Genomic DNA, 15,147 nt, shown 5'->3' on the forward strand with positions numbered 1-15,147 from the left:
TTAAAACCCTGATAATATCGAATATCAGCCCCGATGCAGTTTATAACAGCGTCGGGGCATTGATGTAAATATGAAACGGATATGGAAATGAGGATACTTTAATGGGACGTGCTAAAAAATGGATAATATGGGTAATAGCAATGGTCATGGCAGTATTTATAGCAAATCTGATCGGAACTTTTCTGACGAAAAAATATGCGGAAATTCTTATTCCTGCGTATAATGGCTATTCGCGTAAAATGGTGTTGCCTCTTCAGTCGGACGGCAGTGAGGAAGCTGAGAAGAAAAATCAGGGAATAATAATGGTAAGATCCACACTGAGTGACACGGTTATACAGAACAATAACAATGTCATCTTATCAAGTCTTGTATTTGCTGACTTTCATGTGGATCAGTCAATAGTTTTTTTCGGACCTGAGGGAATGAATGAACTCTCTGAAGGTATTTTTGCACCCGTTTATACAGACAATGGACAGTATGTGTATATTAAGAATATCATCGGAGTTATAAATGTGAAAGATCTGTACGGGCTTGACTGCGGAAAACAGCTTATGAAAGAGCTTGAAAAAAATCGTGAAGCTACAGTTCGTCTCGACTCATACGCTATTGATAACTATATCATCGAACCTGCTGAGATATCGGTTATCGGCAGCAGCGGAGATGTGATCGCCGCTATTGACTGCCCGTGTTCGGGTGAAACGGTCAAAGGTGAAAACGTAGTTATATTGAACAGATATAAGGACGAAAACGACTTGGATAGTCTCTATATCAAGCTGAGGACAGCTTCACTGGGCGAGCGCAGCTCTGATATCAAGGCCAAGAAGCTTGCCGAGGAGATAGACCTTGACAACGGCGACTATGAGCTCAGCAAACAATCTTACGGATTCGCAAAGTATACACAGCAATACAGTGAAGTGGAAGATGGCAGAGGCGAGGTTCTCATACTTGAATACAGCTATCTTAGGGGCGTTATCGTATATTCCGTTATTTTCGGTATACTGTTTTCTGTACTGATCCTTGTGATATTCAGAAAAAAGGGATCGGATAACGATCTCTATTGATAAAAGGTGATATTTATGCTTCATAAAATGAGACTTAACCCCGAACCATTCGCAATGATAGAAAATGGCAGCAAGACCATTGAGCTTCGGCTGAACGACGAAAAACGCCGCATGGTCAGCATAGGTGACACTATAGAGTTCTCAGAGACCGATGCTCCCGACAGGAAAATACGGGTTGAGGTCACAGCTCTGCACAGCTACAGCAGTTTCCGTGAGCTGTTTGCAGAACTGCCAAAGGAAAAATGCGGATTCGGCACAAACGAGACAGTTCCCGATGATTATATGGACAGCTTCTATCCCCGTGAAAAACAGGAAAAATACGGCGCACTCGGCATCGAGTTCCGTAAGATATGATCGGACAATAAGGAGGAAAAAATGAGAACTATCAAAGTTACAGGCAAAGGGAAAATAAAAGTCCGCCCCGATGTTACAAGAATAACATTGAACCTTGAAGGAAAATACAAGGATTACAGCGATACTCTTGAACGTTCCTCCGAGGAAACAGAGATACTGAAAAACGTCCTTGAACCTTTCGGATTCGGACGCAGCGACCTTAAAACTCTCAGCTTCAATATCGATGCGGAGTATGAAGGCTATCAGGAAGAAGGCGTGTATAAACAGCGTTTTATCGGCTACAGATATCGTCACAGCATGAAAGTGGAATTCCTCTCAGATAAAGAACTTCTCGGAAAGATGCTTAAGGCGATAGCCGAATGTTCGCTGCATCCCGAATTCAGCCTGAGTTATACCGTAAAGGACGCCGAAGCTGTAAAGAATGAGCTTCTTGGAAAAGCTGTAAAGGATTCCGCAGCAAAAGCCGCTGTACTTGCGGATGCAGCAGGAGTTACACTGGGCGATATACAGAGCATAGACTATTCGTGGAGCGGACTGGAGCTTGAAGTTCGTCCCATGAACCGCGGACTTATGGCAAATAAGGCAGCTTCGGCTGATGCATATGGCTTTGCTCCCGATGTTGAACCCGACGATATAAGCATAGAGGACAATGTTACCATAACATGGGAGATACGATAAAACCTCGCAAATAAATAAACATCCTGTATAGTCTAAAGTGCGGACTGTACAGGATTTTTTCAGCATTATTGGTATTTCTTTGGATTTTAGTCGCTGCTAACGCCTTTTCATAGGTGTTATTTAACAAAAATATTATCAATCGCAACAAATGTGTTGACAATTAATGTATGTGATAATATAATTATAACCGACAGATAATTTTCTGTTATTTTATGCAAATAGTATAATGAGTAAGGAGGTTTTTGAGTGAAAAAACAATCTGGAAAGCTTGGAAGACGAGTTCTGTCAGCACTTGCTGCTTCGGCTATGGTAAGCAGTCAGGTACTTTCAGCTATGCCATTTGGAGCAATAGCTGCGGATGGGGAAGTCTTCCCCGGCGATGTAAAAGAAGACGGCAAGATCGATGCGCATGATGCGGTTATGATCGAGAACTATGCTACAGGCAAAACATCTTCGATCAAACTTGAAGCCGCAGATGTCAATGCTGACGGTAAGGTAACTCTCGCTGATGCTGAACTGGTGTATAAGTATTATGCGTATTCATCCACAGGCGGAGCACTGCCAATTAATGAATTCTTGCTGAGTATGGATGATTTCAAGTGGCAGCACTACCCTGATTCTTCAAACTATGAGATCATTGATGAAGGTATGTCATGGCAGGAGGCTGAGAACTACTGCGAAAGTCAAGGCGGTCATCTTGTTGTCATTTCCTCAAATGAAGAACAGGCACAGGTAGAGGCTCTTCTGAAAGAAAAGGAGTCTGTAAAAAACACATACTGGATAGGTATGCGCAGAAACAGCAGCAATGATTTCGGCTGGGTAACAGGTGAAGAATCAGACTTTGCCAACTGGACTATCGGAACTCCGAACAATTCGGACGGAAGCCAGAATGCTGCGCTTATTTATGCCACTGCATATCCAAAGTATGAAAGAGAGACAGGCCAATGGGATGACCTGAATGAAAGCGGAGAGTGGGAAAATGACTCTTTCTTCGGACTTGAAAATTTTGGCTTCATAATGGAAAAGGACGGTTTGACTCCTGCTGAATACAATCTCTGGAAGGATGAGACGTCGCTTCCGACATCAGGCTACTACAAACTTGATTGCGATGTAACTGCAGATTCGCTGGATGTTGCAGGTTACCTTGATATCGACCTTAACGGACATACTGTCAATATACCGAAAATGTCCTGCGGCAGCAATGAAACGCTCGTTATAAGGGACAGCCAGAATAACAGCGGTACTATCAACAGTACAGCTTCAGGCAATCTTTTATCCATATCAGGAAATCTGAAGGTATACGGCGGTACTATCAACGGCAATGAAAAAGGAAACGATTCTGCTACAATAAAACTGAATGGCAGCAGTAACTTCGATATGTACGGCGGTATCGTAAATGCAAGCTACAGCAATGTACTTTCTCTCAGCAACAGCGGTACTGTAAATCTTATTGGCGGAAAACTCTGTGCAGAAAGCAAGAGAACGAACAGTGCTTTCAGTGACACAAGTGCTATATGGTCATGGGGCAGCTTTTCAGGTAAACTTAATATCACAGGCTCTGAGATATATGCAAATATCGGCCCGGGTATCCACGGCGAGTCTTCTAATTGCGAAATCAATATCTCGGGCGGTAAAATAAAGAGCGATGAAAGCTATGGCCTTTATTTCAAATCAAAACCCGTGATAAATCTCAGCAAGTCCATTGATATAAACGGCCCTATGGGCGGTATTTATATCAACAAGGGACAGAAGATAAACATCACAGGCGGAATATCAAATGCTTCAACAACTGTATATGCAGAAGAATCGGGCGTTATCACAAACGGACTTTCCGAATTTGTGAATGCAAATTATGCTGCATCTTATGTAGGCAATGCAGGCGTTAACGGTAAGATGTCCGTTGTGGACGGCGAGCTCTATTTCACAGTAAATGAAGAGCCGGCAGCAACAACAACTGTTGCTGAAACCACTGTTCCTGCAACTACAACAACTCCGGTATCGGCAGGTCCTGCTGCAGGAAAGCAATATGATACAAAGGGCCTTGATCCGAATGATTCACCTGTAAAGCCGATCATTTCACTCAGCAGACTGTCTGTTCCGATCAGTCAGATACAAAACGATCAGACAATAGAGCTTACAGTTTCAGGTGCTGATGAAAAGTATTCACCTACAGGTTTCCACATCCAGTTCGATGAAAGACTTCAGCTCATTAAGACCGATAGGGGCTATTATGCTGAACTCGGTAAAGCAGGTCATGCTCTTTCAAATGAACAGCTTGAAGACGGCAGTAATGGCTTCTTCGTAGCAACGGCGGCTTCAAGCGATACAGGCAGAGACGGCGTTCTCTGGTCATTCAAGTTCCGTCTTCCTGCTGATGCTCAGGTAGGCGATAAGTTCCCGATACAGATCACTTACAAAAGCATGCCTTCTGCTGAAGATCTCTTCACAAACAGCATGAAGGATGCAGATGGTGCTCTCATGCAGGCATGGGTATTTACTCATGGTATCCAGCAGGGATATATTGAGATCGTAGCTGATGATACTGCTGTTACAACAACATCATCTACATCAACTACAGCTTCTACTACAACAACCACAACTACTACAGTAACACGTCCCGATCCTGCAAAGTATCAGATATTCAAATCAGGTCTTACATGGGACGAGGCAGAGACTTACTGCGAAAGCGTAGGCGGTCACCTTGCTGTTATCACATCTGCTGAGGAGCAGGCTGTTATTGAAGAACTCCTTGCAAACGAGGAAGACGGCAAGAACAGCTACTGGCTCGGTGCTAAGAGAAATTCAAACGGAACATTTGAATGGGTAACAGGCGAAGAGTGGAGCTATACAAACTGGGCAAGCGGTCAGCCTGACCGCAGAAGTGAAAATGCTCTTATGATCTATAATGCACAGAATCCGCGTGTAGGTTATACATGCAGAAACAAGTGGAACGATCTTAAGGACGATGGAACATGCGGCAGTGAAGCATTCTTCGGCAAGTCGAACTTCGGCTTTATCTGCGAGTGGGACGATGCTCACGAAAAGGTATCAGAGCCTGAAGCAGCAACCACTACAACATCCACAACCACAACTACAACAACATCAACCACCACCACCACAACAACTACTACTACGACAACCACTACAACAACTACCACAACAACTACTACCACCACAACAACCACAACCAAAAAAGCATCACCTGCTACAACAACTACTACAATTACTACGACAACAACAGGTACTACAACTACTACAGAGCCTGCACGTCTTAAGATAGACGGTGAACTCAAAATAACTCCTATGACAAAGGAAGAAGTTATAGCAGCAGGTATCGACCTCGGCGACGAGGAGAACTTCAACAGCTTCAAGTACTCTATCGAGGCTGACTTCAAGGCTGGCGGCGTAGTTATCGAGAGAGTTGTTGCACGTACTCCCGGCAGAACTTACGGCAGTAATGCAGTTATAACCTTCGGCGGCGGAGAAACTGTTGTTATCACAAACAAGCCTACATATATACCGAGTCTCGGTGCTTATGTCCTTCGTGAAGAAACAGTTGACGAAGAGATGTACATGATAATCTACGGCAAGAGCAAGTGGCTCAAAGAATTCTATGATGTACAGCTCATCGTTGTAAACAACGATACAAACACACTTAAGAACAGCAGCGCTACACTCAATATCCCCGAGGGACTTACTCCCGTTAACTGTGATGTTACACAGGATATGGGCGACCTCGGACCGAATGAGGTAAAGACAGCTGACTGGTATCTCCGCGGAGATGCTGAGGGCGATTACGACCTTACAGCACTGTTCAGCGGCGAAAACAACGGAAAGAGATTCGATTACACATTCAAGTCTAAGGAAACACTTCACGTATATTCCTATTCAGCACTTAAAATGTATGTAAAGCTTCCGAGATATTCTTATTTCAATAAGCCTTATCCGATACAGATAGGTCTTATGAATATGTCCGACAAGCCTATCTATGACCTTGAAAATGTTATCACAGGTGTAGAGCAGGGCTCAACAGCTACACTTAAGCGTACTGTCAACGGCGTAACGACCGATGTTGACACAAAGGCAGAGACACTTTTCAAAAAGAAAAATGTTGCAAGTATAAAGGTCGATGAGCTCCTCCCCGGCGAGACAGCGGTTATCGAGCTTAAGATAAACGACCTCTGGAAGTCTATCTGGGAACAGTACATCGATGCTGAGAGATTTGATGCGAACTATCAGCGACTTATGGCTATGTTCTCAAGAAATCCGAGCATGATAAACACTTACTGGTTCCGTACTGTCTACGAGTCGGCATTCAGTGAGCTTCCTACAGAGCACATCCTCAAAAATGTGACTGTAAGCTTCGAGAATTCAGATCATTCTATTCCTTACGAGGTAATAATCACAGAGCCTGAAACAGAGAGAAACGGTGTAGTAAGCAGAATTTGGACAAATGCTGCAAACAACTCGCTCCGTGATATCTTCTACGGTCCTAAGACTCCGACAAACGCATTTGAGGCATTCAGAAACAATTACATCTTCAATTACGACACAAGCCTGACGAGAGATGAAGTTGACGACTTTATGGCATACGTTGACGAACAGCTTTCATACAACAGAGCTGAGGCTATAATTGACATTGTTGATGATATGTTCTTTGTTGTAAAGCCAAGAGCAAATGTCAAGGCTAAAGTAAGAGTCTATGCTCCAGGAACATTCAATACTTCTTCAAATCACGGTTTATCCTTCAACGGTCTGAACGCATCTATCTCATCACTTAAGACAGGCGGTGCGCTTGCTGTTGCAGCAGCCGATCCCGACAACGCTTTCGAGCTGACAGACATCAACGGCGCAGTTCCTGACGCAGACGGATATATCACTGTTGACGCTGAGACTATCCTTAAGCTGACTGCAAAGAAGGCAAACAAGGAAGCTGTTGTAAGCATCGAATACTCTGACGGAACAAGCGAAGAATTAAACGTTCGCAGTGTAGAAGAGCATGAGTGCAGTGCAACAGGTCCATACATACTTGTAGACGCTCCTAAGAACGGACAGCCCGGACTTGCAGTAAGAAAGTGCGATACATGCAGCGCTATCGTTGACACTGTAAACATCAACCCACAGGCAATTGCAATGCTCAGCAACAAGAAGACTTATGCTGACATCAGAGTTGCAGTTGAAGAGGCAGTAAATGCAGGCGAAAAGACAGAGATATCACTCTTTGGAAATATCGATGTTACAGCAGACGTTACTATCCCTGATTACATCGATGTACTTATCGCTCCCGATACAAAGATCAATGTAAGCGAAGGCTGCAAGCTCGTTGCAAAGGGAACAGTAAGAGACTTCAGCGGATATAACTACGATCTCAGCGGAAACGGTCCTATAGTTCCTGCTGCTCCTGTTACAACAGCTGATGACTCTGTTACAACAACAACCACCACAACAACTACTACTACAGAAACAACTTCGACTTCAACTTCCACAACAACTACTACCACAACAGAAACATCCACAACTTCACCTGTTGCAACAACTACAGATGCAGCAACTCAGCCGGCAACTACAGCCGCTGAAAGCGGTAAGAACAATGACGGAACATTACCGCAGACAGGTTATCCTCTTCCATACAAGACTGTTGCAGGACTTGCAGCTCTTATCACAGCAGCAGGTGCAGTAATGGTTATCAGAAACAGAAAAGAAGACGAATAAATGAACTGAGAGCACCACTTTCACGGGTGGTGCTCTCTTAATATTAACGCTATGAAAAAGAAGATATTCAGAATTACAGGATATGTGATGATATTCTGCGGACTTTTCGTCCTCGGATTTTTCACATACAGAAAAATAAGCAGAGAAATTTATCTAAGGCGGCTTCTGAGAGAGAATATTATTTTTGAAGTGCCTGAACTTGATATAAAAGTGCCTGTACTTGAAGGTACGGACAGCAAAGCTTTGCAGGTTGCGGCAGGTCACTTTGAAGGCAAGGGTTCTCCCGGAAAGGGAAACTACTGCATTGCAGGTCATAACAGTACCATTTATGCGGAGGTCTTCAACGAGCTGGACAATATCGGTGTCGGTGACGTTATGTACGTTTATGATATCGACAGCGGCCGTACAAAGTACACCTATGTAGTGACAGATTACAGTATAGTATTGCCTGATGACACAAGCGTACTAAGTGAAAGCAGTGAACCGATAATTACCGTGATATCATGCACCGATGACGGAGAGTTCAGACAGGTGGTAAGGGGACGGCTTCAGTGAATAAGGCAAACGGCGGAAGGTTGACAGTTCCGCCGTATCGTTTTATAATATGGTGTATAGAGAACGTGAGGAGGACAGTATGTTTATCGAACATATTGCATTGTATGTCAACGACCTTGAAAAAGCAAGGGACTTTTTTATAAAATATCTCGGCGGTCGCTCAAACGATGGATACCACAACGTAAGGACGGGTTTCAGGTCTTTCTTTATCAGCTTTGATGAAGGTGCAAGGCTTGAACTCATGAACAATCCGCAGGTCATCGAAGGGGACAGGACCGCAGAGCATACAGGTTACGCTCACGCTGCTTTCAGTGTCGGAAGCAGGGAAGCGGTCGATGAGCTGACGGAAAAGCTCAGGACTGACGGCTATGAAGTAAGAAGCGGTCCCCGTACAACAGGTGACGGCTATTATGAAAGCTGCATAGTAGCTGTAGAAGGAAATCTTATTGAGATAACTGTATAAACGGAGGTGCAGTGATGAAACGTGATTTAGGTATTGCCAGATGCGGACTTGCCTGCTGTTTATGTTCCGAAAATGTGGAATGTAAAGGATGCAAACGTGACGGATTTCTGGAGCTTTCATGGTGTAAGGATGCTGAATGGTGCGAAAACAGGAAATGCGTTATAGAAAGGGGACTCAGAGGATGCTATGAGTGCGAACCCGAAAACTGCACTAAAGGTCTGTACGAAAGGCTGGTCAAGGCGCGTGGATTTGCCGTTTTTGCTAAAAGGTACGGAGTTGACGCACTGCTGGACTGCCTTGAACGCAACGAGAAAGCAGGCATAGTCTATCACCGTGAGGGCATAGTCGGAGACTATGACGGCTTTGATGATATTGAATCGCTGATAAGTTTTATTAAAAGCGGAAGAAAGGAAGATGTGTGAATGAGTATCGGAAACATATCAAAACATTTTTTATCATTTGTTACAGCAACAGTTATTTGTACTCCCATTTCGATTTGTGCTGATGCTTTTGCAGAGGATAGCAATTCCGCTGTACTTCCCCGTGGCTGGATTTTATGGCACAGCTACAGCGACTATTCAGCACTTGACAGCGAACTGTTCCTGCGGAGTCCCGACGGTTCTACAGAGACTATAAGCGGTGATTTCATTCACGCTATGAACGGCAGTTTCGGTACTTCTCCCGAACAGATGACCTTTATGGCTATCGATCAGACTGCGGACGAATGGGATATCTTTCTCCGTGAAAACGGAAACATCGTGAACCTTACGCAGAACAGCGGTCTGCGCAACGAGGATCCGAAGTTCTCGCCCGACGGCAGAAGCATTGTGTTCAAGCGCGGTCACTGGGACAGAAGTGTGGACGGTTTTGTTTATGACCTTGCACTTATGGACGTTGCAACAAGGGAAGTTACCATGCTTACAAACGACCTTGCTGAGGAGGCTATGCCCTGTTTTTCTTCCGACGGCAATTATATATACTACGCAAGCTATACAGACGGTATCGGTTCGATATGCCGATATGATACAGGTTCGGGAAGCGCTGAAACTGTGTACAGCGATGAGGGCGTAACTGCATACTATCCTGTTGTAAGCGGTGATGAACTCTACTTCACAAAATGGTATTCCGCAGACAACAGATGCGATCAGATAGTCCGTATGGATGAAAACGGTATAACCCGTCTGTCCGTTGATTCTTCGGAGTATAACTGCTCGGATGCTTGTCCTACGGGAACGTACAGCATAATTTTCAGCAGCACAATGAACGGCGGTTATGACCTTTACTTCTCCGACGGAGAGAATGTTTTCCCTCTTTCGGAGCTGAATACCGACAAAAATGAACTGGGTGCGGACTTCTTTCCCTGCCGTGACGAGCGCGACTTGAATAATGACGGTGAATTCGGTATCGCTGATCTGGTACTGTTCAGCGAATGGCTTCTCGGAGCTGCGGACAAGGAGCTTTATAACTGGAGAAATGCCGATATTTGCTGTGACGAGAGACTGAATGTGTTCGACCTGTGCGTACTCAGAAAAGAATTTGCAGAAAGGCAGAAATAATGGATACAGAAGAAAAGATAGACGCTCTTTTGGAAAAACAGGCTTGCATTATAGATATTTTCCCCGAGACCGTGCCGCAGAAGCCCGATGACCGCTATTTTAAGATAGAGGAATACTTTCAGAATAACAGGGAAAGTGTGGATCGGAAATTCATGGATATCATGCTTAAACTCTTCTGTTACTTCGATATCATTTTAGTAACGCAGGAGGTCGAAAAGGAATCTCCACAGGCAGAACAGCTTATCGGTACGCTTGAAAGTTTCTTTGAAGGCGAAACGGGATATGTTATACTCCTGTTTATCGAATGTGATGCGATGCTCTCTGTTAACAGAGAGGACCTGTATATGACGGTCTACAATGCAGATGGACATCTTAAAAAACTGATCTCTGAGCTTGCGGATTCGGAAGGACTGTTTTTCTATAAAGCAAAAGATAAAAATTAGCGTAAATAAGTGTGAATAACTGATCCGCTGTACAGTTACCGGTACTTCACTGAATTATGAACGGATAGAATTTGTATAAACGTATTGACATTAAAAAAATTGTGTGATATAATATTGAAGTCCTGAACAGTAAAAATAAATTCATCGAAAGATGAGTTTATTTTTTGCTAATTTGTTAGTATCTACTAATACAAATAAATTAGTCTCTGTATGCGTTTAAACTTAATTAGCATACACAAACAGGAGGACGAATAAATGTCATTAATAAGTATAGTTTACATTGTTCTTACGGCGATCATGCTCATTATGATAATACGAAAAAAAGAAGTAATGATCATGGGCGTTGCAGCAATACTTATCATAGGTCTGATCTATACAAAGAATCCTGCTAATGCACTGATAGTTCTTTGCTCGGCGGTCACATCGGGTATGAGCGAAATATTGCCGATATATATCGGTATTTCCCTTATAGTCTCAATGACCTTTGCTCTTAAGAAAACTGGAGCGGACAGATATATTTCCGTTGTTTTCAATTATCTGCCGAAAAAACACGGTGCAGCATATCTGACTATAGGCTTGTTTATGATGGTGGTATCATTTATGATCTGGCCTTCGCCTGCGGTGGCTCTTCTTGGAGCGCTCCTTCTTCCTGCGGCTATCAAAGCGGGACTGCCGCCGGTATATGCTGCATCAGCAATGAGCCTTTTCGGCTATGGTGTGGCTTTATCAGGCGATTTCCTTATACAGGGAGTGCCTGCTATAGTAGCGAAAAGTACAGGCGTTTCCTGCGGCGAACTTATGTCTTATCTGGTACCGCTCTGGGCTGTAATGAGCGTTGTGACCATAACAGCAGCGTTTGTGCAGTTTATAGCTGACAAGAAAAACGGAAAAGCAGCAGCAACCGCTCAGGTATCGCAGGAAAAGATAGATTATCCATGCGGAAGCCGTTCAAGAAAACTTATAATCGTAGCAACATTTTTCATTTTCCTTATTGGTATAATTGCTATGATTGCTATGGATATCAAAGGCGACGATGCAACTGCACTTATCTCAGGAATAGCGCTTGTATGCACCTGCGTAGCAGGTATCCTTGCTTATCCTAAGGCTGAGGCAGCTGAGCGTGTGCTGGATTTCATAGTGGACGGATTCCGTTATGCTATGAAGGTATTTGCTCCCGCAATAGTTATAATAGGATTCTTCTCAATGGGTAATTCTGAGATAAGCGCACAGGTACTTGGTGAGGACTCTCCGGGATGCATTCCTGAGATAGTTAGTTTCATAATGGACAATATAAGCGTTCCTAAGCCGCTTCTGCCTGTATTACTCACTGTTATCGGCTTTATTTACAGTATTGACGGCTCGGGATTCGCAGGACTTATGGTCATTGGAGACATCGCAAGAAGCTTCGGACTCGGCACAGAGGGATCAACTCTTCTGGCTGCACTTGGACAGCTTGTCATTATATGGGTTGGCGGAGGAACGCTTATCCCGTGGAGTATGATACCTGTTTCATCTGTTTGCGGAGTTGATCCTTATGAACTTGCAAAGAAGAACATCAAACCTGTACTCATCGGATTTGCGGCAACAGTGGCAGCAGCGATAGTGATATTATGTGTTAAGTGCGTATGATAAGCGATACGGGAGAGTTTTAAGTGTTCAATTACTAATTAAAAAAACAGATACAATAAATATTTATATACAATCAACAAAGTTGCGATATATGTGGAATTCGTTATTGACAAGGTAAAAAAAGTAAGATATAATATTGTAAGTAGATGCTAACAATTAAATATTTGCGACGGTTTTATTTTTCGATATATTGTTAGTTTGATATAACCAAATATCGTACAATAAAAGGGGATCGTATATGCTTAAGAAAGAACGGCGTGTAAAACAGTTCCCGTACGGTCTGACGGACAAGGAGAAACCGTACAGGTTATTCTGTTTTCATCATGCAGGAGGAAATGTAGTTGTATTCCGTAACTGGCTCGGATTTTCTTCCCATGTTGAAGTTATACCTGTTGAGATACCAGGACACAGCTCCAGAATGAATGAGGAATGTGTTACCGACTTTAATGAGGTGGTGGAGGAATCTGCCGAAGCTATAGCTCGTGCAAGCGATAACAGACCTATCTACCTCTACGGACACAGTCTTGGTGCGGTGATTGCTTTTCAGACTGCGTATATCCTGAAATCAAGATACGGAATAGAAGTCAGGAAGCTTTTCGTTGCAGGCAGACAGGCTCCCATGGACGAGGACGTCACAGGCTTCAAGCTTGAAATGGGCATAAAGAAAATGTACGAGGAACTAATAAATATGGGTATGACTACGGAGAAAGATGTTGAAGACGAGACATTCAGAAAAGTTTTTCAGCCTATACTTGTAAGCGATTACCGGCTTAACGAGAATTACAGGTATAACGGTGAAAAGCTCAATATCCCGATAGTTGCATTCAGCGGCGACGAGGACCACACTGCTCCGAGCGGAGTTATGAAAAGGTGGAAAAAGGTCACTGAGAAGAGCTTCAAGCATTATGAATTTCACGGAAGTCATTTTTTTCCTTATGATAACGGAGAGAAGAACGTTCTTAGCATCCTGAGAAGCGAGATATTTGTTTCAGAGGGAAGAAACGTTCCTGTAAAAGCGTGATAGTCAGCTGTCATTATCCATTCTGTGCGGTATTGGTGAGAACTGGAAATGCTGAACACTATGAAAAGCTCACTCAGGAAGAAAAACGAATGATGACGGACTCGTGTCAGAAGAGAAGGGAGGAGTTCGCGGCGGGACGACATGCTGCTAAAACGGCAGTCCAAAAGCTTAGCGGACATTCCTTTTTGGGTGATGCGATAACGATACGGTACGGCGAACATGGTGAACCTACAGCAGGTGACGATATTTCCCTGAGTATATCCCATGATAGCGGACTTGCTGCGGCGGTCTGCAATTTCATGGAAGCAGGTGCTTCGGGTATTGATATACATAGTATTTCACACGAAGCATCTGAAATAAAAGAAAGCTGGCTTGACGGTGCTGAAATAGCAGTACTTGATTGCTTTGACGATACGGATATAAGCTACTCACTTGCTTGGTGCGCAAAGGAAAGTGCAAGCAAAGTGCTTCTCAGAGGACTTGCGGCGATAAGTGATATCAGGATAATAGATATCGTCCGTGAACAGAATGATGTGTATGTTGATATGCTGTATCAGAATGAAGTTTACAGGGCATTCGTCATGAGGTTCGGCGCTTCGCTTTTGTCACTTTGCCTTGAAAAAAGCAGAGCTGTTACTTATGAAAACACAATAAAAAGTATAATGTACGATTTTCAGGAAGGCGGTCTATGATGGAAGACAGGAAGATATTCTGGTCGGGCAGATACGACTGGAAATACGGTGAAAAAGGCGTAATGATCGGAAATAAGGAATATGAATTTCAGGAAATGTTTCCTGAAATCTATTTTTTGTCCTGTCAGGGATACAAAATGGATGATTTGGTAGAAAAATTACCGGATGTAAATAAGGACAAAGCTCGTGAGGTCATCAGATTCCTGCTTGATATCGGAGCGCTTACGGATAACGTACAGTCACCGGAGGCGCTTTTTGAGCGTCAGTACGCCATTTATCCGAACAGAGATTCATACCCCGAGGATATGCTGATGCGGAATGATCTGATAGCGGAGTTCCGTACATCTGCATTGAACCGCCGTCTGCCGACTGATGCAGATAAATTGATATCGCTTCAGCGTTCTGAAAGAAGCGTCAGAGTTCGACGCAGTACCCGTTCGTTTGACACTGATAAAACAATATCATTCAGGTGCTTTTCCGAACTCCTTGACAGTATGCGTCAGGACAGCAGTGAAGGCGAAATAGTGTACTCTTACCCCAGTGCAGGCGGACTTTACCCCGTAGATATCTATATCTTCGTGAAGAACGGCAGAGTTGAGGGAGTGGACGGCGGAATATACGAGTATATACCGTCTTCACATTCACTGAGACTCGTTAACAGCGGAGAAGTCCCTGCAAGAAGTCACTTCTTCGGAAATAAGGAAATATTCAGGACCTCGGCGTTCTCAATGTATTTTTTCTACAATACTGATGCTTCAATGCCTAAGTATCACGGTATCGGATATTATTACGGCATTGTGGACTCGGGCATTATGCTTGGCAGGCTTACTGATAAAGCTGAAGAACTGCAACTCGGATCGTGCATAATAGGCGTATTTGACATGAAAAAGGCTGCTGCGAATTTCAGTACGGACAGCGGGCAGGTATATCTGCATTGTATGGAATTCGGTGTACCGAAAGAATAACTGCAACGGAGGTCAGAA

13 protein-coding genes are annotated in these 15,147 nt (G+C 43.7%); all 13 read left to right on the forward strand.

All coding sequences use genetic code 11. From position 1 onward, the window contains the following. The first annotated feature begins 101 nt into the window (after positions 1-101). The 13 genes from BT127_RS02155 to BT127_RS02230 all read left to right on the forward strand — a co-directional run bounded on the left by BT127_RS02155 (position 102) and on the right by BT127_RS02230 (position 15,129). Positions 102-1,061 carry a hypothetical protein gene (locus BT127_RS02155; RefSeq protein WP_075423387.1) on the forward strand — a complete coding sequence of 320 codons (960 nt, stop codon included), beginning with the start codon at positions 102-104 and terminating at the stop codon, positions 1,059-1,061. A gap of 15 nt (positions 1,062-1,076) precedes the next feature. After that, the gene (locus BT127_RS02160; RefSeq protein ID WP_075423388.1) at positions 1,077-1,415 is read left to right on the forward strand and encodes an ASCH domain-containing protein; all 339 of its coding nucleotides are present in this window, start codon (positions 1,077-1,079) and stop codon (positions 1,413-1,415) included. A 21-nt stretch (positions 1,416-1,436) separates the two neighbouring features. Beyond that, positions 1,437-2,093 (forward strand): SIMPL domain-containing protein, encoded by a 657-nt coding sequence (locus BT127_RS02165; protein ID WP_075423389.1) that lies wholly within the window; start codon positions 1,437-1,439, stop codon positions 2,091-2,093. Positions 2,094-2,339: 246 nt separating this feature from the next. After that, a complete protein-coding gene (locus tag BT127_RS16670) occupies positions 2,340-7,805 on the forward strand; it encodes a lectin-like protein (protein ID WP_175541897.1) in 5,466 nt (1,821 codons plus the stop codon). A gap of 51 nt (positions 7,806-7,856) precedes the next feature. Then, the gene (locus BT127_RS02190; protein WP_075423390.1) at positions 7,857-8,360 is read left to right on the forward strand and encodes a class D sortase; all 504 of its coding nucleotides are present in this window, start codon (positions 7,857-7,859) and stop codon (positions 8,358-8,360) included. 79 nt (positions 8,361-8,439) lie between these two features. Then, entirely contained in the window at positions 8,440-8,823 is a 384-nt protein-coding gene (locus BT127_RS02195) for a VOC family protein (protein ID WP_075423391.1), read from the forward strand. A 14-nt stretch (positions 8,824-8,837) separates the two neighbouring features. Further along, a complete protein-coding gene (locus tag BT127_RS02200; protein WP_075423392.1) occupies positions 8,838-9,245 on the forward strand; it encodes a hypothetical protein in 408 nt (135 codons plus the stop codon). Beyond that, on the forward strand, positions 9,246-10,379 hold the full coding sequence (locus tag BT127_RS02205; protein WP_075423393.1) for a DUF5050 domain-containing protein: 1,134 nt from the start codon (positions 9,246-9,248) through the stop codon (positions 10,377-10,379). After that, entirely contained in the window at positions 10,379-10,822 is a 444-nt protein-coding gene (locus BT127_RS02210; protein ID WP_075423394.1) for a hypothetical protein, read from the forward strand. The genes BT127_RS02205 and BT127_RS02210 overlap by 1 nt, the downstream gene beginning before the upstream one ends. Positions 10,823-11,077: 255 nt before the next feature. Continuing rightward, on the forward strand, positions 11,078-12,451 hold the full coding sequence (locus BT127_RS02215) for a hypothetical protein (RefSeq protein ID WP_075423395.1): 1,374 nt from the start codon (positions 11,078-11,080) through the stop codon (positions 12,449-12,451). Positions 12,452-12,689: 238 nt separating this feature from the next. Beyond that, positions 12,690-13,472, forward strand: coding sequence for a thioesterase II family protein (locus BT127_RS02220; protein ID WP_075423396.1), 783 nt, complete (start codon positions 12,690-12,692; stop codon positions 13,470-13,472). 89 nt (positions 13,473-13,561) lie between these two features. Further along, a complete protein-coding gene (locus BT127_RS02225; RefSeq protein WP_075423397.1) occupies positions 13,562-14,164 on the forward strand; it encodes a 4'-phosphopantetheinyl transferase superfamily protein in 603 nt (200 codons plus the stop codon). After that, positions 14,161-15,129: a SagB/ThcOx family dehydrogenase gene (locus tag BT127_RS02230; RefSeq protein WP_075423398.1), complete on the forward strand. Its 969-nt coding sequence runs from the start codon at positions 14,161-14,163 to the stop codon at positions 15,127-15,129. The genes BT127_RS02225 and BT127_RS02230 overlap by 4 nt, the downstream gene beginning before the upstream one ends. The last annotated feature ends 18 nt before the right edge of the window (positions 15,130-15,147 follow it).

Source organism: Ruminococcus sp. XPD3002 (assembly GCA_900119535.1).
In the GTDB taxonomy this organism is placed as follows: domain Bacteria; phylum Bacillota; class Clostridia; order Oscillospirales; family Ruminococcaceae; genus Ruminococcus; species Ruminococcus flavefaciens_H.

What these genes read in the sequence shown, in the direction of transcription:
- BT127_RS02155 (WP_075423387.1), top strand. Translation starts at nt 102, where the DNA reads ATGGGACGTGCTAAAAAATGGATAATATGGGTAATAGCAATGGTCATG.
- BT127_RS02160 (WP_075423388.1), top strand. Translation starts at nt 1,077, where the DNA reads ATGCTTCATAAAATGAGACTTAACCCCGAACCATTCGCAATGATAGAA.
- BT127_RS02165 (WP_075423389.1), top strand. Translation starts at nt 1,437, where the DNA reads ATGAGAACTATCAAAGTTACAGGCAAAGGGAAAATAAAAGTCCGCCCC.
- BT127_RS02190 (WP_075423390.1), top strand. Translation starts at nt 7,857, where the DNA reads ATGAAAAAGAAGATATTCAGAATTACAGGATATGTGATGATATTCTGC.
- BT127_RS02195 (WP_075423391.1), top strand. Translation starts at nt 8,440, where the DNA reads ATGTTTATCGAACATATTGCATTGTATGTCAACGACCTTGAAAAAGCA.
- BT127_RS02200 (WP_075423392.1), top strand. Translation starts at nt 8,838, where the DNA reads ATGAAACGTGATTTAGGTATTGCCAGATGCGGACTTGCCTGCTGTTTA.
- BT127_RS02205 (WP_075423393.1), top strand. Translation starts at nt 9,246, where the DNA reads ATGAGTATCGGAAACATATCAAAACATTTTTTATCATTTGTTACAGCA.
- BT127_RS02210 (WP_075423394.1), top strand. Translation starts at nt 10,379, where the DNA reads ATGGATACAGAAGAAAAGATAGACGCTCTTTTGGAAAAACAGGCTTGC.
- BT127_RS02215 (WP_075423395.1), top strand. Translation starts at nt 11,078, where the DNA reads ATGTCATTAATAAGTATAGTTTACATTGTTCTTACGGCGATCATGCTC.
- BT127_RS02220 (WP_075423396.1), top strand. Translation starts at nt 12,690, where the DNA reads ATGCTTAAGAAAGAACGGCGTGTAAAACAGTTCCCGTACGGTCTGACG.
- BT127_RS02225 (WP_075423397.1), top strand. Translation starts at nt 13,562, where the DNA reads ATGATGACGGACTCGTGTCAGAAGAGAAGGGAGGAGTTCGCGGCGGGA.
- BT127_RS02230 (WP_075423398.1), top strand. Translation starts at nt 14,161, where the DNA reads ATGATGGAAGACAGGAAGATATTCTGGTCGGGCAGATACGACTGGAAA.